The organism is Pseudomonas sp. RA_35y_Pfl2_P32, from assembly GCF_963970735.1.
GTDB lineage: Bacteria > Pseudomonadota > Gammaproteobacteria > Pseudomonadales > Pseudomonadaceae > Aquipseudomonas.
Map to the genome: position 1 here is coordinate 45,139 of NZ_CAXAQF010000027.1, position 21,144 is coordinate 66,282.

General features: G+C 60.9%; 18 protein-coding genes, 1 tRNA gene and 1 pseudogene. 8 read left to right on the forward strand and 12 right to left on the reverse strand.

Going from position 1 to position 21,144, the window contains the following annotated elements; genetic code table 11:
- Window positions 1-5 precede the first annotated feature (5 nt).
- Window positions 6-81 (forward strand) — tRNA-Phe (locus AACY45_RS23755).
- Window positions 82-400: 319 nt separating this feature from the next.
- Here AACY45_RS23755 and AACY45_RS23760 read toward each other — a convergent pair.
- Complete coding sequence (locus AACY45_RS23760; RefSeq protein WP_339547690.1) at window positions 401-1,411, reverse strand: esterase/lipase family protein; 1,011 nt, start codon at window positions 1,409-1,411, stop codon at window positions 401-403.
- A gap of 375 nt (window positions 1,412-1,786) precedes the next feature.
- On the opposite strand from AACY45_RS23760, the pseudogene AACY45_RS23765 reads away from it, so the two are divergent.
- Window positions 1,787-2,247 (forward strand): annotated as a pseudogene (locus AACY45_RS23765) (IS110 family transposase); the annotation flags it as partial.
- Between the two features lie 178 nt (window positions 2,248-2,425).
- On the opposite strand, the gene AACY45_RS23770 reads toward AACY45_RS23765, so the two are convergent.
- On the reverse strand, window positions 2,426-3,232 hold the full coding sequence (locus AACY45_RS23770) for a glycosyltransferase (protein WP_339547692.1): 807 nt from the start codon (window positions 3,230-3,232) through the stop codon (window positions 2,426-2,428).
- A 259-nt stretch (window positions 3,233-3,491) separates the two neighbouring features.
- Between AACY45_RS23770 and AACY45_RS23775 the strand changes: the two genes are divergently transcribed.
- The gene (locus AACY45_RS23775) at window positions 3,492-4,253 is read left to right on the forward strand and encodes an SDR family NAD(P)-dependent oxidoreductase (protein WP_339547694.1); all 762 of its coding nucleotides are present in this window, start codon (window positions 3,492-3,494) and stop codon (window positions 4,251-4,253) included.
- Window positions 4,254-4,621: 368 nt separating this feature from the next.
- Here the strand turns inward: AACY45_RS23775 and AACY45_RS23780 are convergent, their stop codons facing one another.
- From AACY45_RS23780 to AACY45_RS23800, 5 genes are all read right to left on the reverse strand, one after another.
- A complete protein-coding gene (locus tag AACY45_RS23780; protein ID WP_339547716.1) occupies window positions 4,622-5,965 on the reverse strand; it encodes an APC family permease in 1,344 nt (447 codons plus the stop codon).
- Window positions 5,966-6,113: 148 nt separating this feature from the next.
- Window positions 6,114-6,866: an N-formylglutamate amidohydrolase gene (locus AACY45_RS23785; protein ID WP_339547695.1), complete on the reverse strand. Its 753-nt coding sequence runs from the start codon at window positions 6,864-6,866 to the stop codon at window positions 6,114-6,116.
- A complete protein-coding gene (locus tag AACY45_RS23790) occupies window positions 6,850-8,205 on the reverse strand; it encodes a glutamine synthetase family protein (protein ID WP_339547696.1) in 1,356 nt (451 codons plus the stop codon). The genes AACY45_RS23785 and AACY45_RS23790 overlap by 17 nt, the downstream gene beginning before the upstream one ends.
- Window positions 8,202-8,846 (reverse strand): isochorismatase family cysteine hydrolase, encoded by a 645-nt coding sequence (locus AACY45_RS23795; RefSeq protein ID WP_339547697.1) that lies wholly within the window; start codon window positions 8,844-8,846, stop codon window positions 8,202-8,204. The genes AACY45_RS23790 and AACY45_RS23795 overlap by 4 nt, the downstream gene beginning before the upstream one ends.
- Window positions 8,846-9,703, reverse strand: a complete 858-nt coding sequence (locus AACY45_RS23800; RefSeq protein ID WP_339547698.1) for a MurR/RpiR family transcriptional regulator — start codon at window positions 9,701-9,703, stop codon at window positions 8,846-8,848. Before AACY45_RS23800 ends, AACY45_RS23795 begins: the two co-directional genes overlap by 1 nt.
- Before the next feature lie 306 nt (window positions 9,704-10,009).
- Here AACY45_RS23800 and AACY45_RS23805 point away from each other — a divergent pair, with 306 nt between their 5' ends.
- Window positions 10,010-10,879, forward strand: a complete 870-nt coding sequence (locus tag AACY45_RS23805; RefSeq protein WP_339547699.1) for a sensor domain-containing diguanylate cyclase — start codon at window positions 10,010-10,012, stop codon at window positions 10,877-10,879.
- A 5-nt stretch (window positions 10,880-10,884) separates the two neighbouring features.
- Here the strand turns inward: AACY45_RS23805 and AACY45_RS23810 are convergent, their stop codons facing one another.
- Window positions 10,885-11,799 carry a LysR family transcriptional regulator gene (locus tag AACY45_RS23810; RefSeq protein ID WP_339547700.1) on the reverse strand — a complete coding sequence of 305 codons (915 nt, stop codon included), beginning with the start codon at window positions 11,797-11,799 and terminating at the stop codon, window positions 10,885-10,887.
- Window positions 11,800-11,992: 193 nt separating this feature from the next.
- Here AACY45_RS23810 and AACY45_RS23815 point away from each other — a divergent pair, with 193 nt between their 5' ends.
- From AACY45_RS23815 to AACY45_RS23830, 4 genes are all read left to right on the forward strand, one after another.
- Complete coding sequence (locus AACY45_RS23815) at window positions 11,993-13,168, forward strand: M20 aminoacylase family protein (protein ID WP_339547702.1); 1,176 nt, start codon at window positions 11,993-11,995, stop codon at window positions 13,166-13,168.
- Window positions 13,169-13,214: 46 nt separating this feature from the next.
- Complete coding sequence (locus tag AACY45_RS23820; protein WP_339547703.1) at window positions 13,215-13,994, forward strand: ABC transporter substrate-binding protein; 780 nt, start codon at window positions 13,215-13,217, stop codon at window positions 13,992-13,994.
- A 10-nt stretch (window positions 13,995-14,004) separates the two neighbouring features.
- Window positions 14,005-14,859, forward strand: coding sequence for a phytanoyl-CoA dioxygenase family protein (locus AACY45_RS23825; protein WP_339547705.1), 855 nt, complete (start codon window positions 14,005-14,007; stop codon window positions 14,857-14,859).
- Between the two features lie 76 nt (window positions 14,860-14,935).
- Window positions 14,936-15,265 carry a hypothetical protein gene (locus AACY45_RS23830; RefSeq protein ID WP_339547706.1) on the forward strand — a complete coding sequence of 110 codons (330 nt, stop codon included), beginning with the start codon at window positions 14,936-14,938 and terminating at the stop codon, window positions 15,263-15,265.
- Between the two features lie 43 nt (window positions 15,266-15,308).
- On the opposite strand, the gene AACY45_RS23835 is transcribed toward AACY45_RS23830, so the two are convergent.
- From AACY45_RS23835 to capB, 4 genes are all read right to left on the reverse strand, one after another.
- The gene (locus AACY45_RS23835) at window positions 15,309-15,821 is read right to left on the reverse strand and encodes a PaaI family thioesterase (protein ID WP_339547708.1); all 513 of its coding nucleotides are present in this window, start codon (window positions 15,819-15,821) and stop codon (window positions 15,309-15,311) included.
- A gap of 78 nt (window positions 15,822-15,899) precedes the next feature.
- Window positions 15,900-16,856, reverse strand: a complete 957-nt coding sequence (locus tag AACY45_RS23840; RefSeq protein WP_339547710.1) for an AraC-like ligand-binding domain-containing protein — start codon at window positions 16,854-16,856, stop codon at window positions 15,900-15,902.
- A gap of 92 nt (window positions 16,857-16,948) precedes the next feature.
- Window positions 16,949-19,039 carry a caprolactamase subunit alpha gene (gene capA / locus AACY45_RS23845; protein WP_339547712.1) on the reverse strand — a complete coding sequence of 697 codons (2,091 nt, stop codon included), beginning with the start codon at window positions 19,037-19,039 and terminating at the stop codon, window positions 16,949-16,951.
- Window positions 19,040-19,077: 38 nt separating this feature from the next.
- On the reverse strand, window positions 19,078-20,823 hold the full coding sequence (gene capB, locus AACY45_RS23850) for a caprolactamase subunit beta (protein WP_339547714.1): 1,746 nt from the start codon (window positions 20,821-20,823) through the stop codon (window positions 19,078-19,080).
- Window positions 20,824-21,144: the final 321 nt, after the last annotated feature.

Below are 21,144 nucleotides of genomic sequence, written 5' to 3' on the forward strand. Positions count from 1 at the left end.
GCCGCGCCCAGATAGCTCAGTCGGTAGAGCAGGGGATTGAAAATCCCCGTGTCGGCGGTTCGATTCCGTCTCTGGGCACCACCTTTTGTTTTCAGGTGCTTCCAATACCACCCGAAAAACCCAAGAAACCCGCCTGGTGCGGGTTTTTTGTGGTCTATGGTTGCCCAAACTGACCTAGGCAGCCCAAAGCTTTGGGGGCATGACCGGTTCGGTCATCTCACATGCCCCCAAAATGGTGCTCCATGGCCCTGAAAGTCACGCCCCTGAGCGATTCCGCTCTCAAAGCAGCCAAGCCCAAAGTACGGTAGTTGATTGGCACTTGTAGTAAGGACTGCAACCGGTGTCAAGCAACGCTCAATGCGTTGCCTAGCCTGGATACAGCTGGTAACGCTCTACTAAATTAACTTTCCAGATGAAATGGTATCAGCGTACAGAGTCGATATTTTGCAGGCTTGTCTTTTACTCGCTCATCCCACTCGGATAGTCGAACAAATTCGGAGTTCAAAATATCTCCTACCCATTTATAGACATCATCGTCAACTCCATCTGGTTTTGAGATAGCGATATGATCACGATCAAACTTCCGAACACCTGTCGCCACTCGCCGTCCCCCTAAAAGACGAGCTCTGACATCCTCTTCACGCTGACCAGAGGCGCTGTCTGCTAAGACGATCGGTACTCCGCCGATTGTCTTGTTTTCCACTGCAAGATACAGGTTGGAGGGGCGGCAGCCGTTCCCTAAACTTTTCGTGTTTTCCTCGCTCCTGAAGACTTCGAGCATTACTAAATAGAGGTTATCTTGCTTCAGCGATTCGAGCAGATAGTCGTTCATTCCCAACGTGTCTTTCAAGCTCGACGAAATATCCGCAATTTGAGAGCCGTAAGTCGGAGTGGCCAAATTAATGACATATCCCACTTGAGATCGTTGAGGATGGCCGGGATTTGTCAGCAACATAACCATGTAGGTGGAGATTACGTTTCCACCTAAGCTATGTGTAATAAATCCAATAGAACGATATTTCTTCATCCTAAGCGGCTTTAGTAACTCTTTTACTTCTCTTGCAACGACATCGAAGCTGGGGTTTTTGTCCTTTGCCCAAGCTACCATCGCGTTCTGATACTCGAGTGAAAAAACGTCTATGGGTCTGCCTCGAATTGAACTTCCTATGTTTTTAGGCCAGTCGAAACCGGTATTGGAGTTTTTAAACGTATCCGTACTGCCGTAAATCCCATGAACGAATACGATCGCATCACGGCTTTCGCACATGGAGACTGTGTCTAGACAAGGATTGGGGCTCACTCGTTTGAGCTCTGGCGGGGTCTGGGCTGCAATGGAAGGTTGTCGGGAGGAGCAACCAGCCGAGTTCATGGCGAGGCAAACAATCACAAACACCCACAAAAAAGCTTTCATGACAGGCTCCATTGCGTCGCAAGATCTATCAAACATAGCTGTAAAAGTGTCGCCGCTTCTGGAACCTGTGGTGATTTATGCGGGTATTTCGATGACAACGGTGTATCGTCGGTCTGCGTCAAGAATTGTCATATTTCTTTTTTTGGGGGGGCAAGCAAATGACCCGAACCGCAAGAGGCCTTTGTTTATAAGGCCCACAGGCATTAGTTCAATTCCGTTTCCGGGCACCACCTTTTGTTTTCAGGTGCTTCCAATGCCACCCGAAACACCCAAGAAACCCGCCTAGTGCGGGTTTAATGAGATGGTCAGCCTGACCGAGAAGCCCTGCAGGTTTACGCTTGCAGGGCTTTTCTCGTTTTCGGCGGAGGATCTCTCATGAACACGATGACGCTTCTCGGTATCGACATCGGCAAACACAGTTTTCACCTGCATGGCCAGGACGCCAAAGGTCATCAGGTGCTGCGCAAAAAAACCAACCGCGGCCAATTGCTCAGCACATTGGCCCAACTGCCGGCCTGCACGGTGGTGATGGAGTCTTGCGGGGGCGCCACTGGCTGGCTCGACAGATCGGTGCGTTGGGCCATGAGGTGAAGCTGATTGCCCCGCAGTACGTCAAACCCTTCGTCAAAGGCAACAAAAACGACTTCATTGATGCCGAAGCGATTTGCGAGGCGGCGAGCCGCCCCACAATGCGCTTCTGCTCGATCAAAACCGCAGAGCAGCAAACGCTTTCAGCCCTGCATCGTGTCCGAGATGCCCTGATTGGCCAGCGCACCGTCGCGACCAACCAGATTCATGGCTTTCTGCTGGAGTTCGGGATCAGCCTGCCTATTGGGGGCACTGCGTTGCATTAGCGCAAGCCAGCTTTACCGAAAACACCCGATGGGGTTGCAGGAGATGGGCTGACCATACATTTTATTGTCTATGGTTCCCTGCCGTAGCCTTGTAAGCCACCAATCCCAGATACCGCCATCCATCCATCCTGCCGCGGCCGATAGCCGGAACTGGCCATGTTCAGGCTGTGGGCGTATTCAACGTATTGAAACGCTGAAGAATATTTTCGTACATTTTTGTGCGTCGGTGATGCTGACCATAACCACCAGCGGCGGCGACCGTTCCCGCCTGGATGTGGTCCAGATACTTGAAGATTTTTCGCGGTGAAAGAAACACAACGTTGTAGCCGAAATCAGTCAGCCAATCCTGCAACGCGTAGCCAGGTACTCGATCATCCAGTTGAAAATGCAAGCCGTGCTGCTTGATGATTTTGATGTTCCAAAGCGTACAGAAGCTCTTGAGGTAGGTTTCCCTATAAGGTTTCGGTTCTCTGGATCGCAGACCCAGGGACAACTTCAGGCGTCGGAAATGATGTTTCATCAGGCGCGAAGCGAATCGCCAGAGCGTCCTGGGCACGCCTCGATTGAGTTGCTCGGTACAACCGACTGCGACAACTTCCGGATCTTGACGACAATGCTCCATCATCATCGTGAATACGTGTGGATCAAAGACGAATGTATCGGTGTGCATCAGAAACAAGTAATCGGTATCCACCTTTTCCAGCGCCATATCCAGGGCGTTGCCGTGGGCAATGTGGCCTGGTTCCGGGGTGAGCGACTTGCGTTCGATCAGGTTGATCCAATCGAGTGAGCGCAAGTATTCAGTGCTGGCATCCGCAGATTCGTTGTCGACTACCCATACGGGGATGCCGGCTTTTTGTGCATGTGCATGTAAAAGATCCAGACAGACCCGGGTCAAATCCAGGGTTTTGTAATTGACCAGAACGATGCTGAAAAGGGGGTTCGACTCCGCGTTCAAGGTGCACATGTTCGAAATGCTCAGGTCCAAAAAAATCAGACGATAAAGTGCCAACCTTATTTCAAGCTTAATTTCTCCCGGTGCGAGTTGGCCAACGCTAGGCAGCGCCTCTTATGCAAGGCGTGGTGTCGGACGCATCATTATCGCCAGGACTTCCAGGCGTCCCTGATTTGAAAATGGATACCGGCTTATCGTGGTCGCCTGATGCCGACATTGCCCGCTTGGTGCTACGGTGATGGCTTTCTAGCATCCCATTCGAGATATCCCAATGAGCCCCAATCCGACAATCGACAACGTATTACGCGTTGCGTTGGTGACAGGATCCACGTCCGGTATCGGTGCAGCCATTGCACGTGTACTCAGTCAGGCAGGCTATGCGGTGGTGCTCCATTCGCGCAATTCTGCGGAGACGGGACGCGCTATGGCTACCGAAATGAAGCAGGCTGTTTACGTGCAAGCGGATCTTGCTTTCGAAGCTGACAGGGTCAGGCTTATTGACGAGGCAATTGCCGCGTGGGGGCAGCTCGACGTATTGGTCAATAACGCCGGTATTAGCAGAGTCATTGCGCACGGCGACCTGGCCTCGGCCAACTCGGCAGTGTGGCACGAGCTCAACGAGGTCAATGTCGTGGCGCCCTTCCACCTGGTCGCATTGGCCGAGTCGGCATTGCGCGATGCCGCCCGTTATCGTCGAGCAGGTTGCGTCGTAAACATCAGTTCGCATGCCGGTGTCCGTCCCAAGGGGGCATCGATTCCCTATGCAGTAAGCAAAGCTGCGCTCAATCACATGACCCGCTTGCTCGCGGTAACGCTGGGGCCGGAAATTCGCGTAAACGCTGTGGCGCCTGGCTTGGTCGACACGCCTCTGACCGCAGAGTGGACAGGTGCCCAGGAGTTGTGGCGAACTCGCGCACCTATGCGCAGGGCCGCTAGCCCAGACGACATCGCAAAAGCGGTTGTCATGCTGGTCGAGTCGGACTACTTAACCGGCGAGATACTCCTCTCAGACGGCGGGTTGAACCTGACCTAGGTTCGGCGTGCTCCGGTGTCGCAGGGGAGAAGACGAGTCGCTGTGTTTCGCCGACTTGCGCAAAGGACGGATACCGGCAGCCAATGCATCGGGCTACACCTCACTGATGAATCAGAAGCTCAAAGTCAGTTAACGGCGCCAACCCAACTCTTTGACTGCCTCACGTGCGCAGATGGAGAGCGCAAGCAGACACACGATTTCCGTCCTGGATTGCCGATGATCATGAAGTGGTGATGCATGGGACTGACTGTTGAGCCGACATCTCGCACTGATCCCAACGCTGGGGGCACTGTGTGACCCCACGCGGGGGGGCCGCACGGGTGGCGGGCGGCGCCGTTTTTCATCCAGCAGCGCACCGCCAAGGTGCATCAAATGTCTTTGGATAACACCAGGTTTGCACCTTTGCGGTTGAGGATGCACAAGTAGACCAGGCCGAGCGCAATCCAGGCACAGCCGAGTTTTTGTGCGTCCAGGCCCATGTTGTACATGATTGCACTGGTGATGATTAACCCCATCAGTGGAAATATCAGGTGTGCGAGGAATTTTCCGGTTTTCTGGCGGCGCCAGTAGTAGTTGATGACGGTGATATGAAGAATGATAAAGCCGCTTAACGCGCCGAAGTTCACCAGCGACGTCAACGTGTCGACGGCATTGATAAAGACGTAGCAGATACCCACTGACAGGATCGCCACCAGATAGATGCTCACGTGCGGCGTGCGGTATTTGGGGTGAACGTTCGCGAGGATTTTTGGCAGTTTGCCATCCCGGGCCATCCCAAACAGTAACCGCGAAACGGCGGCTTGCGAGGTAATGGAGACCGCAACCCCCCAGGACAGCGCTGTGGCGATGGCTGCCAGGGAGGCCAGTCGATCCCCACCGGCGATGGCGGCAATTTCATAGAAGGCAGTGTCGGCCGATGTGAAGCCCATGCCCGCGGCCAGGTCCGCGGCAAGCCATGTTTGTGCGACGAAAATGGCCCCCATGATCAGCAGGCTGATCAGAGCTGCCCTGCCAACGTTTCGCCCGGCATCGCCCTTGGTTTCTTCGGCCAGTGTGGAGATGGCATCGAAGCCCAAGAACGACAGCACCGCAATCGATACCGCCTGCATCATCAGCCCAAAGTTGAAGTTCGCCGGGTTGTACAGGGGGGCCAATGTGAGCTGCCCGTTCCCGCCACCTGCGTGCAGTGCCTGCCAGGCACAGGCCAGGAAAATACCCAGGACCGTGAGCTGCGCGAGCAGGAACAGGATGTTCATGCGGGCCGTGAAAGTGATGCCGCGCAGGTTGACCAGGGTCGCACTGATCAGAAAGGCGAAGATAAAACCGAACTTCGGAATATCAGGGTAGAGGTGGTTGAGTGCCATGGCGGCGTAGATGTACAGCAACGGTGGAATCAGCAAGTAGTCCAGCAACAGCAGCCAGCCTGCAATGAACCCAAGGTTGGGGTGCACGCCCCGTTGCGCATAGGAGTACACGGAACCGGCGATGGGAAAGGCCCGTGCCATGTTGCCGTAGCTCAATGCCGTGAACAGCATGGCAACCATGCCAATGATGTAGGCCAGCGGAACCATTCCGGAGGCCTCTTGGTTGACGTAGCCGTACACACCGAAGGGGGCGATGGGAATCATGAAGATCATTCCATAGACCACCAGGTCGGCGAGCGACAAACTGCGTTTTAATTCTTGTTTATAACCAAAATTTTCGACGGCCATGACAGGGTACTCCGTAAGCGAGTAAGGCGGATGCCCAGTCACTGCCGGGTAACGGCGGCGACTGAAGCAAGTTTTTGAACCCGGCAGGTTTAAAGGCGCCCAAGCGGTGTTTTTATAGTTGTATTACCGATTTACCAAGCAACAGCGTTCAGAGCAGTGGAGCTAAAGCATCCGACCAAGCCTGTACGGCTTGCGGGCTGCGTAGCAGGTCGTTCCTGACCTCGATCAGCGCAGCCTCAATGCCGCGACTATCACCGTGAAAGGGGACGGTCATATCCTCCAGCGGGTTGATTTCATACGGCTGGTTCGCCGCCGCCTTGAGACCCTGGGCCGCGAGGCCTTCGAGCAAACGTTGGGCATAGGCCTGGGCGCGAGCGTACAACACGCCGATTTCCAGGGTGCGTGGCTGGCCGAAGTAGATCGGGGTGAAGCTGTGAATCCCAACGACTCGTACGGCGCGGCCAGCGGCAAGCCGGGCGTCGATCAGGGCGCTGAGCCTTTGATGAAAAGGGTCGAACAGGCAGTCCCGTCGATACTGACGTGCGGTCTCGTCGAGGTTCTGGTTGCCGGCCACCGGATAGATTTCACTGCGCTCTGGAATGCTGTCAGGCGCCTCGAGGGGGCGATTCAGGTCAATCAGCAGACGTGAATAACCTGCCGAGATCAGGGTTGCCCCCAGGGCTTTTGACAATTGTTGCGCCAGGTCCAGGGCGCCGATGTCCCAGGCAATATGCTCGCGTGCCGCCTCGCGACTGAGCCCCAGGCGCTCCAGTTGCTGCGGTATGTAGGGGCTTGCATGCTCACACACCAGGATCACCGGGTGCCCGGAATCCTCTTGGCTCAGGGTGTAGACCGGCTCGCTGTACAAGCCCTGTTCCGGGTTTTCAGTAGATGCGGGCATAGTGGTCACAGAGTTCGGTAGGAGTGAATGAATCTGTCGACTTGAGCTCCTGAGTCTTGATCGCGAAGTAAGCGTCCAGCATCAGTTTCGGCAGCGCTTCGAACAGCTCATAGTGGTGGCGCAGGCAATCCAGAGCTTCGCCCAGGGAGCCTGGTAGAGCGACGATGTGGCGCGCCTGCCGTTGTTCGTCGGTCAGGGTGTCGGGCTCTTCATCGGTGGTGGCGTTCAGCGCGAGTTTCTGTTCGATGCCCAGCCGGCCGGCGATCAATACCGTTGCCATGCTCAGGTGCGGCGAAGCAGTGGCGTCCAGCGGTCGGAACTCAAGGTTGTACTGGTTTGCCGGTGATTTGCCGCCAATGGTGATCGTCGGGCAAATGCGCAGCGAAGCTTCACGGTTGCGTTGCCCCAGGCAGGCGTAGGACGCACTCCAGTGATGGGGCTTCAAGCGCAGGTAGGAGATCGGCGTCGGAGCGCTGAAAGCACACAATGCTGGCAAGTACTTCAACACGCCGGCAGCCCAATGCTGGCCCAGTGTCGACAAGCCATTGCTGGTGTCGGGGTCGTACATCACCGGGTTGCCTTGTTGGTCCTGCAGGCTGATATGCAGGTGCACCCCGTTGCTGACGCCATCCTCTTGCAGCTTGGGTGAGAAGCTGATGGCCAGGCCCATCTGGCGAGCGATTTCGCGGGTGATTTCGCGCACGTTCACCGCCCGGTCGGCCGCGGCAACGCCTTGGGTCGGGCGGCAGGTGATTTCGTACTGCGCCTTGCCGTACTCGGGCAGGAACATTTCAGGCTCGACCCCGCCGGCCCTCAAGGCACTGAGCAGCCAGCCGCCAAAGCTGGCCGCGTGGTGCTGGGCGCCTAGCGAGAATGCCCGGTGCGAGAGCGGCGCATCCAACTCGCCGAGGTTGAACTCGTGTTCGAAAGCAGCCGTGACCTCCAGGCCCAATTGGTCGCGGTAGCGTTCGACTTCGGTGCGCAACAGTGTGCGCGGACACGCCGCCCAGGGCCGACCATCGGTCTCGCAAATATCGGCGTGAATGAAATCCAGGCCCGGTGCAGTGGCGTCGGGACCGTTAGGTACCTTGACGCGAGTGTGCATGTCCGGGATCAGCCGCAAGTCGCCATAAGCGCCCCAGGGATTGTTCTCGGCCACTACATCCTGTGGGGTCAGTGCACTGTTGGCGGGCACCCAGCCACAGCCGCTGGCTTGATAGCTTTCAAGTTCGTCGGTGGGAAATGAGCGACCGCGGGTGATGCCGATCAAGTCGGTGGTGACGATCGTGGTCATCGCAACAGGGCCGATCATGCCAGTGTCAGGTGTGGGCCGGCTCATGCTTGCATCTCCTGCAGCCGTTGGATCACGGTCTCGGTGTCAGTGATCCAGCAATAGCCTTTGATTGCTTGCAGGCAGGCCTGGTGCCGGGCCGATGTGTAGGTGGCACACGCATCTTCGACCAGCGTCACCAGGTAGCCGCGATCCGCCGCATCGCGCACCGCCATGTCCACGCACTGATCGGTGACGATACCCGCGATGATCAAATGGCGGGTCTCAAGGTTGCGCAGCACGTAATCGATGTTGGTGGAGTTGAACACCCCGGATGAGGTCTTGGGCAAGATCACTTCGTTTTCACGGGCGGCCAGTTCGTCGATGATGCCGGCGGGGTAACTGCCCTTGGGCAAGTGCATAGCCGACAGCTTGTGGTCCAGGGAGCGGTCACGCCCGTCGGCCGTGAGGCTTTCGATGATGGTATGAAGCACATTTTGCTGGGCGTCGCGCATCGTCTTGAGGAGCCGCTGCTGGTTGGGGATGACCTCGGCCTGAGTGCGTGTCAGGAAATACTGCGCCTCAGGGTCGTGTAAATGTGGATCGAACTGCGGGTCTAGCCAGGCACGTTGCATGTCCACCAGCAGCAGGGCGGTGTGGCCGTGCACGTAGGGAAGGTCGCGTGGCGATTGATGAGGGAGTGTGAACATTATTGTTTTTCCTCAAGGAGGTGGGCGGCGAAACGGGTGCGCAGTTTGTCGATGCCTTCCAGGCGATCTTCCAGGTCCGTGGTGCGCACTGTGAGAGCGGCAATCAGGGCTTCAACCTGCGCCAGGGCCGGCACCATCGTGTCGAAGGCAGAGATCGACTCAACGGGGGCGCTGATGACCAGGTCGGCGAGTTCGCGCAAGGGCGAGGCGTAAATGTCGGTGAACAGCACGACGCGTGCCCCACGTGCCTTGGCGGCGTTGGCAACGCGCAGCGCCTGGGTCTGATAACGGCGGTAGTCGAACAGCAGGACAATGTCCTGGCGCTGGACGTCGTACAGGCGGTCCGGCAGTTGGGCGTTGTCTTCCAGTGCATGGCAGCCTGGGCGCAGCAGGCGCAGGTGACCCACCAGGTAGCCGGCCAGGAAACTGCTCAGGCGTCCACCAAAGCAATAAATCTGGTGACGGGTATCGAGTATGAGCTCAACCAGCACGCGCACATCTTCAGGTTGGGTCAGCGCCTGGGTTTCTTGCAGGCTGCGACTGCTCTCATCCAGGTACCTCGTCCAGGAATCGTCCTGGGAGGAGTGCGAGCGGGGTTGCAAGAGGGTGACAGGGGAGCGCAGGCGATGGTCCATCTCACTGAGCAAGGCATCCTGGAAGTCACCATAACCAATGAACCCCAGCTTTTTGACCAGGCGCATGATGGTCGGATCGCTGACGCCGGCATGTCCAGCCAGTTTGGCCATGGGCCCCAAACCGCTGCGCGGGTAGTGGTCGAGCAATGCGCGGATCACCTTGCGTTCAGAAGGCGTTGGGTTCAGCGCAGGATCAGTGAGGCGTTCTCGCAAATTGGTCATGTGTGCGGTTCTTATGGGTTTGTTTGATTTGCTTCACATCATCGATATCGAGTGTATGTGTAGTGTTTACTACAGTCTAGTTTTTTTGTAGTGCTGCCCTGAAAACCGTAGAAGGTCGTCATTCAAGCTGTCTTTGTCCATTGAGTGCAGGAGACTTTTCCAGAGGGGCTGCCACGTTGCAGGTGTTCAACCCGCTCGCGTACAGGGCAGGTCATCAGTGATTGAACCTGTCTGCCCAAGGATCCCTAGCCGGCGCCCCGGGTGATCGGGCATGATCAGTCGATTCGAACCAGATTGCACTGACCTATGGCCGTAGACCTGCAAGCGCTCTATCCCAAACTGATCCATCTGATGCTGGACACGGTGTTTGTCGTTGATCGGGATAACCAGATTGCATTTGTCAGCGACGCCTGCGAGACGCTGCTCGGTTACCGCGCCGATGAGATGATCGGCACCCCGATCACCGACTACATGCACCCTGACGACCTGGCGATCACGCGGGCTTCGATTGTCCGGGTCATGAATGGCCAGCCCCATGTGGATTTTCGCAACCGCTATCTGCGCAAGGATGGCGCTGTCGTCCACATCCTGTGGGCGGCGTTCTGGTCCGAGGAGGTGGGGGCGCGGATCGGCGTCGCTCGGGACGTGACGGCCCTGTGGCAGGCCGAGCAGGAGCTACGGTTTCTCGCCCATCATGATCCGCTGACCCAACTGACCAACCGCTCGCTGTTCAATGATCGACTGGACTCAGCGCTGCACGCCGCCCACCGGCAGCAGCGCACGCTGGCGTTGCTGTTCCTGGATATCAATGACTTCAAGCAGATCAATGATATCCATGGCCACGCCGCTGGCGATCGGGTGCTCTGTACGATCGCCCGCCGGCTGCACGCGTGTGTGCGCGAGACGGACACGGTGGCCCGGATGGGGGGGGATGAGTTCACGGTGCTGTTGACCGACATCCAGTCGCCGGACGCGGTGGCGCACAAGGTGGCGCAGATCCTCGCGGCCATGGCCGAGCCGCTGGGTGCCGAATTTGGTGCGATCAGCATGCCCTCGTGCAGCATCGGCGTGGCCTGTTATCCCGCCGACGGCCAGGATGCCGATACGCTGCTCCGCCATGCGGATGGCGAGATGTACCGGGTCAAAAGGTACAGGTCTGCCACGGCGTCATCCTGAGCGCCTCACACCAGTAAATCCACGGTCTGCAACATGCGTCGATACGGCGAGTGGGCATGGCCCATCTCGAAGTGGATGGTTTCGATCAGGCATTCCAGGAACCGCTCCGCCGCTGGCCGCAGCGGTTGCCCGCTGCGGCTGATGGCACCGACCGAAGCGCTGCCCACCGGCTCGCGCAAGGGCAGGGCGCACAGGCCTTCGCGTTGTGCGCAGAGCTCCACCAGCGGCCAGGGAAAGACGCTGAGCATATCGGTTTCGCGCAGCAGGCTGAGGATGATCGACAGCGAATGGGCGAAGTGCACATGGCCCTGGGTGGAGATCGTGCCGTCCTGCTGCGACGCCATGATCCAGTCGGCCGCCGCCAGGTCCTCCATGCGCCGGCTGTCCGCCAGCGGGTGTTCCCGGCGGGCCACCACCGCACAGTCGGCGGTGAACAGCGGCAGGTAGGTCAGGTCGCTGCTGGAAAACCGCGTGTCCAGGCGCCCGATAAACAGGTCGACGCTGGCATCGCGCAGCAGCGGGCAGGCCACCGACGACAGCCCCTCATACAGTTCCAGTTGCACCTGCGGGAACAACTGGCGAAAGCGCACCACCGCCTTGGGCATCAGCGTCATCGCCAGCCAGGGGGTCACCGCCACCGACAAGCGTCCCACCAGTTCGCCATTGCTGTCGGCCAGCACCTGGCGGGCGTTGACCATCTGCGCCACCAGCAAGCGGGCCTGGATCAACAGCTTCTTGCCCAGTTCGGTGAACACGATCCCCGAGGTGTTGCGGATCAGTAACTGGGTCGCGGTGTCGGCTTCCAGTTTCTGGATCGCCTTGGTCACCGCGGCCGGCGAGGTGTCCAGGCGCTTGGCGGCGCCACGGATGCTGCCCGCGTCGGCCACGGCCACCAGTGCATTGAGTTGATAGAACTTCATGGTGTCCACCGCTGTTAACCCTGGGTTGCCCTGTTGACTTTCGATTGCCTGTCGGCGCCGGCTCCCTGGCTCTAAGCTCGGACCCATAGCGACCACGCGCTGCACCTGTGCCAGGGAGCTGCAGGACCTGGCAGAAAACGCCTTGGCACTGTGCGCAATCCCGGCCTGACGTTCAACAAGGAAATTGCTGACCATGACCCAGTCCCTGCCGCTGTTGCAAGAAATCGAACAGGAGATGCGCGCGCTGCGCCATCAGCTCCACGCCAACCCCGAACTCGGCTACCAGGAAGTCGAGACCAGCGCCCTGGTCGCCGAGCGTCTAAGCCTGTGGGGTTATCAGGTGACGCGCGGGCTGGCGGAGACCGGGGTGATCGGCACCCTGAAAAAAGGCACCAGCACCCGGGTGATCGGCATCCGCGCCGACATGGACGCGCTGCCGATCCTGGAGAAGACCGGCCTGCCGTATGCCAGCCGGATCCCGGGGAAGATGCACGCCTGCGGGCACGACGGGCACACCGTGATGCTGTTGGCGGCGGCCTATGCCCTGGCCCATGACCACCCCTTCGACGGCACCGTGCATTTGATTTTCCAGCCGGCCGAGGAGGGCCTGGCGGGTGCTCGGCGGATGATCCAGGAGGGGGTGTTGGAACAGTTTCCCTGTGACGCGGTGTTCGCGGCGCACAACATGCCCGGCTACCCGGTGGGCAAGCTGGGCTTTCGGGCCGGACCGTTCATGGCCTCCGCCGATCAGGTCACGGTGACCGTCCACGGGGTCGGTGGGCATGGTGCGATGCCCCATTTGACCGTGGACCCGGTGGTGGTTTGCGCCAGCATCATCATGGCCTTGCAGACCATCGTCTCGCGCAATGTCTCACCCCAGGACATGAGCGTGATTACCGTCGGCTCGATCAACGCCGGCAAGGCCTCCAACGTGATTCCCGACAGCGCGCAGATGCTGATCTCGGTGCGGGCGCTGAACAACACCGTCAGGGACCGTCTGGAGAGCCAGATCAAGCAGTTGATTCACGCCCAGGCCCAGGCATTCGGCGCGAGCGCCGATATCCACTACAGTGCCGACTACCCGCTGCTGGTCAACGATGCGCAGATGACCCGCTTTGCCAGCCAGGTGGCCACTGACTGGTTGGGTGAGGACGAGGTCCTGAACGACATTGTGCCCTTCAACGGCAGCGAGGATTTTGCCTACTTCCTGCAGCAAGTCCCTGGCTGTTACCTGATCATCGGCAACGGTGACGGGGAAAAAAGCTGCATGGCCCACGACCCGCGCTACGACTTCAACGACGACATCCTGCTGCGGGGGGCCGGTTTCTGGGTCAAGCTGACCGAGGCCTTTTTACCGCTCCACCCTTGAATGACGACCTGCCCAACCGTGAAAACCAATAAAAGACGAGGTCTACATGCAGCTCTTGAAACGTCGCTACCGCGCCCTGTTGCTCGGCGCCCTGTTCGCGCCCCTGGCCCAGGCCCAGCCGGTGATCAAATTTGGCGTCGACCCCAGCTACCCACCGTTCGAACAAAAGCAGCCGGACGGCTCGCTGAGCGGTTTTGATATCGACCTGGGCAACGCCCTGTGTGCCGAACTGCAGGTCAAGTGCATCTGGGTCGAGCAGAATTTCGACGGCATGGTCCCGGCCTTGAAGGCGCGCAAGTTCGACGCCATCCTGTCGGCCTTCAGCGCCACCGCCGCGCGCCGCCAGCAGGTGGATTTCAGCGACAAGATCTACACCGCGCCGTCGTCGCTGGTGGCCAGGAAAGGCAGCGGGCTGCTGCCCACCGCCGCCTCCCTCAAGGGCAAGTCCGTGGGCGTGGTGCAAGGCACCCTGCATGAAGCCTTCGCCCGCGCGCAATGGGGCAACCAGGGCGTCAACATCCATACCTACCAGACCCAGGACCAGGTGTTTTCCGACCTGATCAACGGGCGCCTGGAGGCCACCTTCCAGGCCTCGGTGCAGGCCGATGCCGGATTGCTGCAAAAAACCCAGGGCCAGGACTTTGCCTTCGCCGGCGAGCCGATCACCGACAAAAGCATCATTGGCGACGGCGTGGCCATCGGCATTCGCAAGAACGAACCCGAGCTCAAGCAGCAACTGAACACCGCCCTGGCCAGCATCCGGCAGTCCGGCGAGTACGAGCAGATCGCCAAGAAGTACTTCAATTTCGACATTTACGGTGAGTGAGGCCAACGTCATGAACGAAATGAGCCGATTGGCCGACGCCGGTTTTACCTGTCCCATCAGCGAAGAGGCGGTGCAGGCCTACCAGACCCAGGGTGCCGTGTGCATCCGCAACGCGTTTACCCCAGAGCAGATCAGCCAATTGACCGCGGGCATCGAGGCCAACCTGGCCGCTCCCAGCCCACGGGCCAAGGTCGCCAGCAGTGCCAGCGATCCGGGCTGGTTCTTCGAGGACTTCTGCAACTGGCAGGAAAACCGCGACTACCGCGACTTCATCTTCAACTCGGCCCTGGGGCCCATCGCGGCTGCCTTGCTCGGCAGCCAGCAGGTGCGCCTGTACCACGACCACTTGCTGGTCAAGGAACCCAACACCCGTCAGCGCACCCCCTGGCACCAGGACCAGCCGTACTACAACATCAGTGGTTCGGACACCGTGAGTTTCTGGATTCCCGTCGACCCGGTGCCCAGGGCCTCGACCCTGGAATTCATCGGTGGCTCCCACAAGGGGCCTTGGCTGATGCCGCGCTCGTTCATGGACAGCCAGGCCAAGTGGTTTACCGAGGGCACCCTGGGCGAGTTGCCCGACATCGAGAATCACCGCGAGGACTTCCCGATCCTGGGCTGGGAGCTGGCACCGGGGGACATGGTGTGCTTCAACATGCTGACCCTGCATGCATCCTCAGGGGTGGGCGGAAAAAATCGGCGCCGGGCGTTTTCGGTGCGGGTGATCGGTGATGACGTGCGCCATGCCCCGCGACCCTGGGCGACGTCCCCGGATTTTCCGGGGCTGCGCGAGGCGCTGGCCGCCGATGTGCCGATGGAGCACGAGCTGTTTCCGCCCCTGTGGGAGCGCCAGCTTCAGCGATAAGGCAATTTGCTGGCCCCTGAGCATTCGATGTGTCGTCAAAATTGCCGGAATTTCAGGTGGTTAGGCGGAATATCTAATGCGAAATCTACTGAGCGCGCTGATCCTGGTTGCCCTGGTCAGCGTCGCGGCAGCTGTACAGGCCAAGGAGTTGCCGGCCAACGACCGGTATGTCTGCAGTTGGGGCGCCGGTACTGCGGCCAGGGCCCAGGAGCTCAAGCTGTCGGGGGTTTCCCTGTATGCCGCGCGGCAGAAGATCAAGACCTACAGGTTCAACAAGTCGTGGATGCGCATGATGGCCCTGGGCATTACCGAGCAGACCTACGACAGCCCGTCGCGGTTCAAGCCGGCGGCGGTGCGCGAGAGCTTCTACAAGGACTGCGTGCGCTACAAGGTGGCCCACCAGTAACGCCAGGGAAGGGCATCGCCCTGGCGCTGCCCGCCGATCATCCTCAGTTGTCCGAAGCGGTCTCGCGACCGTGGGCGGCAGCGGCCAGTTGTCCGGTGTCGACCCGCACGAACACCGAATCGCCGACGGCGGTGAGCACCTCGCCGGCATACACCTCGCAGATCACCCGGCTCTTGCGCCCGACGTCACCTTCGACCCGCGCCCGCAAGGTCAGCGGTACGCCCATGGGGGTGGGCTTGATGAACTTGATGCCCAGGTTGCCGGTGACGCAGTTGATGCGCGGCAGGCTGCCGGGTTCGCGCTGTTCGGCGCGGTAGTGGTAAGCCATCACTGCCCAGTTGGAATGGCAGTCCACCAGCATGGCAATCAAGCCGCCGTAGACCAGGTCCGGCCAGCCGCAGTACTTGGCGTCCGGCAGGTGCTCGGCCACCACGTGCACGCCATCCTCATGCCAGCGGCTCTTGATGTGCAAGCCATGGGGGTTGCGGCTGCCGCAGCCATAACAAACGCCTTCGGGGGCGGCGGTGTCTTGCAGGGAGGTGTCGAGCACGGGCATACCTGGGTCCATCCTGGAGAGAAAAAACCAAGCCTAGCGGATTTCCGCCTGAAGCAGAACCGGTTGGGGCTGGTGGGATCAGGTGGGTCGGCTGGCGCGGACTTCACGGGCGGTGCAGGCGAAATGCTGGCGGAAGCTGCGGGTGAACTGCGCCTGGTCGCTGAAGCCCCAGCGCATGGCCAGGGCGCCGATCGACAGGTGGCAGTTGGGGTCGAGCAGGCCACGGTGTACGGCCTCGAGCCGGCGCCGGCGAATCCACTCGCCCAGGCTGTAGGGGGTGCTGCTGAAGAGTTTGTGCAGGTAGCGCACCGACACCCCGCAGGCCTCGGCGATCTGCTGCGGGTTGAGGTCGGGGTTGCTCAGTTGTTGTTCAACGTAGCGTTCGATGCGTTGCAGGTGCAGGGCGGCGAGGTTCGAGCTCTCGCTGCTGAGCACGCGCTCATCGTCGCGCAGGGCCATCAGCAGGGTCGAGAGGGCCTGTTCCAGCAACATGTGGCGCGCGCTGGCGTCGCACTCGTCAAAGCGCGCGGCGCACATCGCCAACTGATCGACGAAGATTCGGCCCAGGGCACGCCGGGCGTCGAAGCAAAAGCGCGTATAGCGTTCGGCACCGCGCAGTTGGCCGTGCAGTGCTTGCTCCGGCAGCTTGAACACCCACAGGTCATTGTCGCTGGCGTAGTGAAAGCGATAAGGCGCATCACCGCGCTCGAAAATGAACCCGCCGGGCTGGCAGTGCAGGGCGCGGCCGTCCTGCTCGAAATGCACCTCACTGCGCCGCGGTACGGTTACCAGGTAGCAGGCTTGCTGGTCTTCGCTGACCTGGGCCTTGCTGCGCGAATAGCCGAGCTGACTGGAACGCAGGCGCGATAGGGTCAGGGGCGTGCTGGCGGTTTCCCAGATTTGCAGGTTGCCGCTGAAACGGTCGCTGGCGGCAAACTCCAGGGACAACGGGAAATAGGCACTGCCGATCGCTTGCGCCCAGCGGGGCTGGCGTTCGCTGTCGGACCAGTGGCGGGTGGAAACGGTGTGTGCCATGGCTGCCCTCGTGTTGTTGTTCTTCTGAGGACGGCGCCGCCAGGACCGGCGGCGCCGCGTGGAAGCCATCATTTGCCAATGGCTACAAGGGGTCAACCGCCACGCGTCAGCCGGTAGGTGGCAGACGGCGCGAGGGTCGCGCGCCAGCCCGGCGGCACCACGATGTTGGTGGTCGCTTCCTCGATCACGCAGGGCCCCTCGACCGTCTGCCCGGCCTGCAGGTGCTCACCGTTGTACACCGGGGTCTGCTGCCAGGCCGCCTGGGCATCGAACAACATCGGACGGTGGCTGCTGGCCTGGGCCGGGGCGTTGCTGGTGGCGGGCGGCAACTCGGGCATGGGCGGGCGTTGCAGGCGCGCGATCACCGAGCATTCGAGGTTGACCAACTCGATCGGGCTTTGCGGTTCGCTGTAGGAGAACAGCGCCTTGTGCCGAGTGTGGAAGGCATCGCGCAAGGCCGCCAGGGCGCTTGGGTCGAGCTGGTCGCAGGACAGTTCGACGCTGCATTCGTGGATCTGGCCCAGGTAGCGGATCTCCAGGTTGTACCGACACTCGACGTTGTTGCCGGCGTCGAAGCCGTCTTCGCGCAGGTTGTCCATGCCCCGTTCGCGCAGCTCGCCCAGGGTCCGGTTGAGCAGGGGCAGGTCGACCCGGTCGTCGTCCAGGCGCATGGGCAGGGTGGTCAACTGGTCGTAGCGGATGTCCGAGAGAATCTGCCCGTAGGCACACAGGCCCGAGGCGACCTTGGGGATCAGCACCACGTTGCTGCCGATCTCCTCGGCCAGGCGCATGACGTGCATGCCCGCCGCGCCTCCGGCACCGATCAGGGCGAAGTCCCGGGGGTCGTAGCCGCGTTCCACCGAGACCCGGCGGATACCGCTGACCATGTTCAGGTTGACCAGGGTGATGATGCCGGTGGCCGCCCGCTCCACGCTGATGCCCAGGGGCTCGGCAATTTTGCTGCGAATCGCCTCGATCGCCGCCTGGCGGTTCAAGCGAATGCTGCCGCCAAGCAACGCGCCATCGGCCAGGTAACCGAGGGCCAGGTTGGCGTCGGTGACCGTCGGCTCGACGCCGCCCTTGCCGTAGCACACCGGCCCCGGATTGGCCCCGGCACTGCGCGGGCCGACCTGGAGCATGCCGAAGTCGTCGAGGAAGGCAATCGAGCCGCCGCCGGCGCCGAGGGTTTCGACCTGGATCATCGGCACGCCGATGCGGTAGCGCAGGAAGTCGGTGTCCTTGCTGAAGTTGGTGCGCCCGGCCTTGCTCAGGGTGATGTCGAACGAGGTGCCCCCCATGTCGACGGTGATCACGTTGTCGATGCCGAACGGTTGGGCCACGCACAGGCCGGCCTGGGGCGCGGAGGCGGGGCCGGAGTTGATGGCGTTGACCGCGCGTTCGCGCATTACCAGGCCGGGGGCCAGGCCGCCGTTGGACTGGAAGTAGCGCGTCGGCTGTCGTGCCCCGAGCTCTTCGAACAGCGCGTCGATGCGCTCGATGTAGCGACCCATCACCGGGCTCAGGTAGGCGTTGACCACGGTGGTGGAGGTGCGGGTGTACTCGCGGATCTGCGGGAACACTTCATTGCCGGTGCAGACGAACACGTCCGGCAGTGCTGCGCGTACCAGTTCGGCGGCGCGTTGTTCGTGGCTGGGGTTGCGCACCGACCAGACGAAGGAAATCGCCACCGCCTTGACGTGCTCTTGGCGAAAGTACTCGATGGCTGCATGGATCGCCTGCTCATCCAGCGGCGTATGCTCACGCCCATCGCTGATGATCCGGCCGCTGATGGGCCGGCGCAGGTGGCGCGGCACCAACATGTAGGCGGGCGGATAGCTGGCGTCGTAGCGGTGCCCGTCCTCCTTGTGGCCCAGGCGGATTTCCAGGCTGTCCTCATGCCCTTCGGTGCACAGCAGGCCGACCTTGACCCCGGTCTTTTCGATCAGGGCGTTGAGGGCCACGGTGGTGCCGTTGATGCACAGGTCGCAGTCGGCAATGATCTGGGCCGGGGTGCGGCCGATGGCGTCAGCGATTTGCGCCAGGCCGTTACGGATCGCCAGCGTGCCGTCCTGGGGGGTGGAGGGGGCTTTGAACAACTGCACGTTGCCCTGGCGATCGGCGAGGATGAAGTCGGTGAAGGTGCCGCCGGCGTCGATGCCCAGGCGATAGTGTGGTTGGCTCATGGTGTCGGATTCCAGATGGCTCAAGGGGCTGGGCATGATCAGTGGGGGGTGCGCAGGGCGTGGGTCGCGGCGTCGTCGACCTGGCCGTTGCCGTCGATGGCCACGCCGTATTCGCGGCGCGCGCCTTCGGGCGACACCAGGCCGTTGCGGACATCTTCCAGCACGCGGCTCACGGGCCGGCGCAACGGGTTGCCATAGCCACCGCCGCCGGGGTTGAGGTTGATCACCCGTTCGCCCGGCTGGGCCGTCAGTTGTGCGTTGTAGGTGAAGTGGTCTTCTGCGCCATCGACCTTGCGGTGGATCAGCCGCCCCAGTTTCGGTTCCAGCAGCACGTTATTGGCACCTGCGGCCCCCGCCGTGGGCAGTTGCCGGCCTTCGCCGAAGCCGACCACCGTCATCCCGTGGTCCAGCGGTTCGATTTCGATACGGGTCCCTGAGCCGCCGCGAAATTCACCGGCGCCACCGCTGTCGGTCATCAGGCTGTAGCGGTGGATCAGGATCGGGTAAGAGTACTCGAGCAACTCGATGTCACCGGACATCAGCGCGCCGAAGCAGCACAGCGGCCCGCACGCCGGCCAACCGTCCATGGCCTGGTTGGCGCCAGCGCCGGAGATGATCGAGGCGAGGACCATGGTCACGTATTCGGCGTTGCCATTGCGCGGGTCATGGCCGGCAATGTTGATCCCGCTGGCGTGGCCCCAGGACGCCGTGACTCGCTCCGGCGCGGCTTGTTCCAGGGCCTGGCGCACCGCGTCCGCGAGGGTTTCCATGGGCGTGGTGGTGCTGTTGACGTGGGGCGCCGGTTCTGCGGCATTGCACAGGGTGCCGGGCGGCCCGAGGTCCACCGTCACGCAGCGGTACAGGCCTTCGTTGTAGGGCGGCGGCACCTGGGCAAACATCATCAATCCCAGGTACACCCCCGACACCGAGTTGCCGGCATAGGAGTTGATGAAGTACGGCACCTGGGGCGGGCTTTCGATCAGCACGTGGGCCTCGTCGCCGCGAATCTCCACCCGCGCGGTGATTGCCAGCTCGCCCAGGCCGTGGCCGGAATCTTCCAGCACCGCGGTGCCACTGTAGAAACCGTCGGGGACTTCGCGCAGCAGGGCGCGCATGTGCCGATCGGCCATGTCCTTGAGTTCGGCGATGCAGGCCCGCACCTGCTCCACCCCATAACGCTCGAGCAAGTGCAGCAAGTGCCGTTCGCCGACGGTGCAGGCGCCGTATTGCGCGTTGAGATCACCTTCCTGGTAGGCCCGGGCGCGCATGTTGGTCAGCAGCAGGTTGATCACGTCCTCGCGGCGCTTGCCCTGGGACCAGAGCTTGACCGGGGGGATGCGCAGGCCTTCGGCGTAGATCTCCTTGGCGTCGGGGTTGTAGCCGGCGGGCACCGGGCCACCGATGTCGGTCAGGTGGCCTTTGCACACGGCCCAGAACACCAGTTCGCCCTGGTAGAACACCGGTTTGTACATGCAGCAGTCGAGGATATGACTGCCTTTGTAGGCCGGGTCGTTGTGGTAAATCACATCGCCTTCGTGGATGTCGTCGCCGAAGAAGCCGGCGACGCACTTCATCGCCGGGATAAGCGAGCCGAGGTGGATGGGGATGTCCTGGCCTTGCAGGATCATTTCCGGAAGGTGGTCGAACAGGGCATTGGAATAGTCGTGAGCGAGGTTGAACACGCTCGAGCGACCGGTTTTTTCCAGGGTCAGGGTCATTTCCCGCTGCGCAGTCTCGAGCGCGCCGCGCACCACCGCCAGGGTGATCGGATCTACTGTACTCATGGGTCACCAGAGGTCTTGTTGTTATTGAGGTTGGAGCGCGTATCGCGTCGTTCGCCCACGCCACCAAGCTACGCCGACGCGCGGGTGGCTGGCTTGTCAGCCGGTGCACTGGTAGTTGACGCAGAGGGTACTTGTAGGTGCGGGCCTGGCGGCCCGCATAAATGTGGTGGGTGTATGCGGGATCTGAGAGCAGCCAGAATCACTAATGAAATGGTTACCCCCACCGCCCCTTGCGATAGCTCACTAAGCTTTCGCAAGGGGCCCATCGGAGACCATTCTCATGAACAACGTAGCTATCGCCGCCATCGACCTGGGTAAAAA

What these genes read in the sequence shown, in the direction of transcription:
- AACY45_RS23835 (WP_339547708.1), bottom strand. Translation starts at nt 15,821, where the DNA reads ATGCCCGTGCTCGACACCTCCCTGCAAGACACCGCCGCCCCCGAAGGC.
- AACY45_RS23800 (WP_339547698.1), bottom strand. Translation starts at nt 9,703, where the DNA reads ATGACCAATTTGCGAGAACGCCTCACTGATCCTGCGCTGAACCCAACG.
- AACY45_RS23815 (WP_339547702.1), top strand. Translation starts at nt 11,993, where the DNA reads ATGACCCAGTCCCTGCCGCTGTTGCAAGAAATCGAACAGGAGATGCGC.
- AACY45_RS23760 (WP_339547690.1), bottom strand. Translation starts at nt 1,411, where the DNA reads ATGAAAGCTTTTTTGTGGGTGTTTGTGATTGTTTGCCTCGCCATGAAC.
- AACY45_RS23790 (WP_339547696.1), bottom strand. Translation starts at nt 8,205, where the DNA reads ATGAGCCGGCCCACACCTGACACTGGCATGATCGGCCCTGTTGCGATG.
- AACY45_RS23810 (WP_339547700.1), bottom strand. Translation starts at nt 11,799, where the DNA reads ATGAAGTTCTATCAACTCAATGCACTGGTGGCCGTGGCCGACGCGGGC.
- AACY45_RS23825 (WP_339547705.1), top strand. Translation starts at nt 14,005, where the DNA reads ATGAACGAAATGAGCCGATTGGCCGACGCCGGTTTTACCTGTCCCATC.
- AACY45_RS23770 (WP_339547692.1), bottom strand. Translation starts at nt 3,232, where the DNA reads ATGTGCACCTTGAACGCGGAGTCGAACCCCCTTTTCAGCATCGTTCTG.
- capB (WP_339547714.1), bottom strand. Translation starts at nt 20,823, where the DNA reads ATGAGTACAGTAGATCCGATCACCCTGGCGGTGGTGCGCGGCGCGCTC.
- AACY45_RS23830 (WP_339547706.1), top strand. Translation starts at nt 14,936, where the DNA reads ATGCGAAATCTACTGAGCGCGCTGATCCTGGTTGCCCTGGTCAGCGTC.
- AACY45_RS23795 (WP_339547697.1), bottom strand. Translation starts at nt 8,846, where the DNA reads ATGTTCACACTCCCTCATCAATCGCCACGCGACCTTCCCTACGTGCAC.
- AACY45_RS23805 (WP_339547699.1), top strand. Translation starts at nt 10,010, where the DNA reads ATGGCCGTAGACCTGCAAGCGCTCTATCCCAAACTGATCCATCTGATG.
- AACY45_RS23775 (WP_339547694.1), top strand. Translation starts at nt 3,492, where the DNA reads ATGAGCCCCAATCCGACAATCGACAACGTATTACGCGTTGCGTTGGTG.
- AACY45_RS23820 (WP_339547703.1), top strand. Translation starts at nt 13,215, where the DNA reads ATGCAGCTCTTGAAACGTCGCTACCGCGCCCTGTTGCTCGGCGCCCTG.
- capA (WP_339547712.1), bottom strand. Translation starts at nt 19,039, where the DNA reads ATGAGCCAACCACACTATCGCCTGGGCATCGACGCCGGCGGCACCTTC.
- AACY45_RS23780 (WP_339547716.1), bottom strand. Translation starts at nt 5,965, where the DNA reads ATGGCCGTCGAAAATTTTGGTTATAAACAAGAATTAAAACGCAGTTTG.
- AACY45_RS23840 (WP_339547710.1), bottom strand. Translation starts at nt 16,856, where the DNA reads ATGGCACACACCGTTTCCACCCGCCACTGGTCCGACAGCGAACGCCAG.
- AACY45_RS23785 (WP_339547695.1), bottom strand. Translation starts at nt 6,866, where the DNA reads ATGCCCGCATCTACTGAAAACCCGGAACAGGGCTTGTACAGCGAGCCG.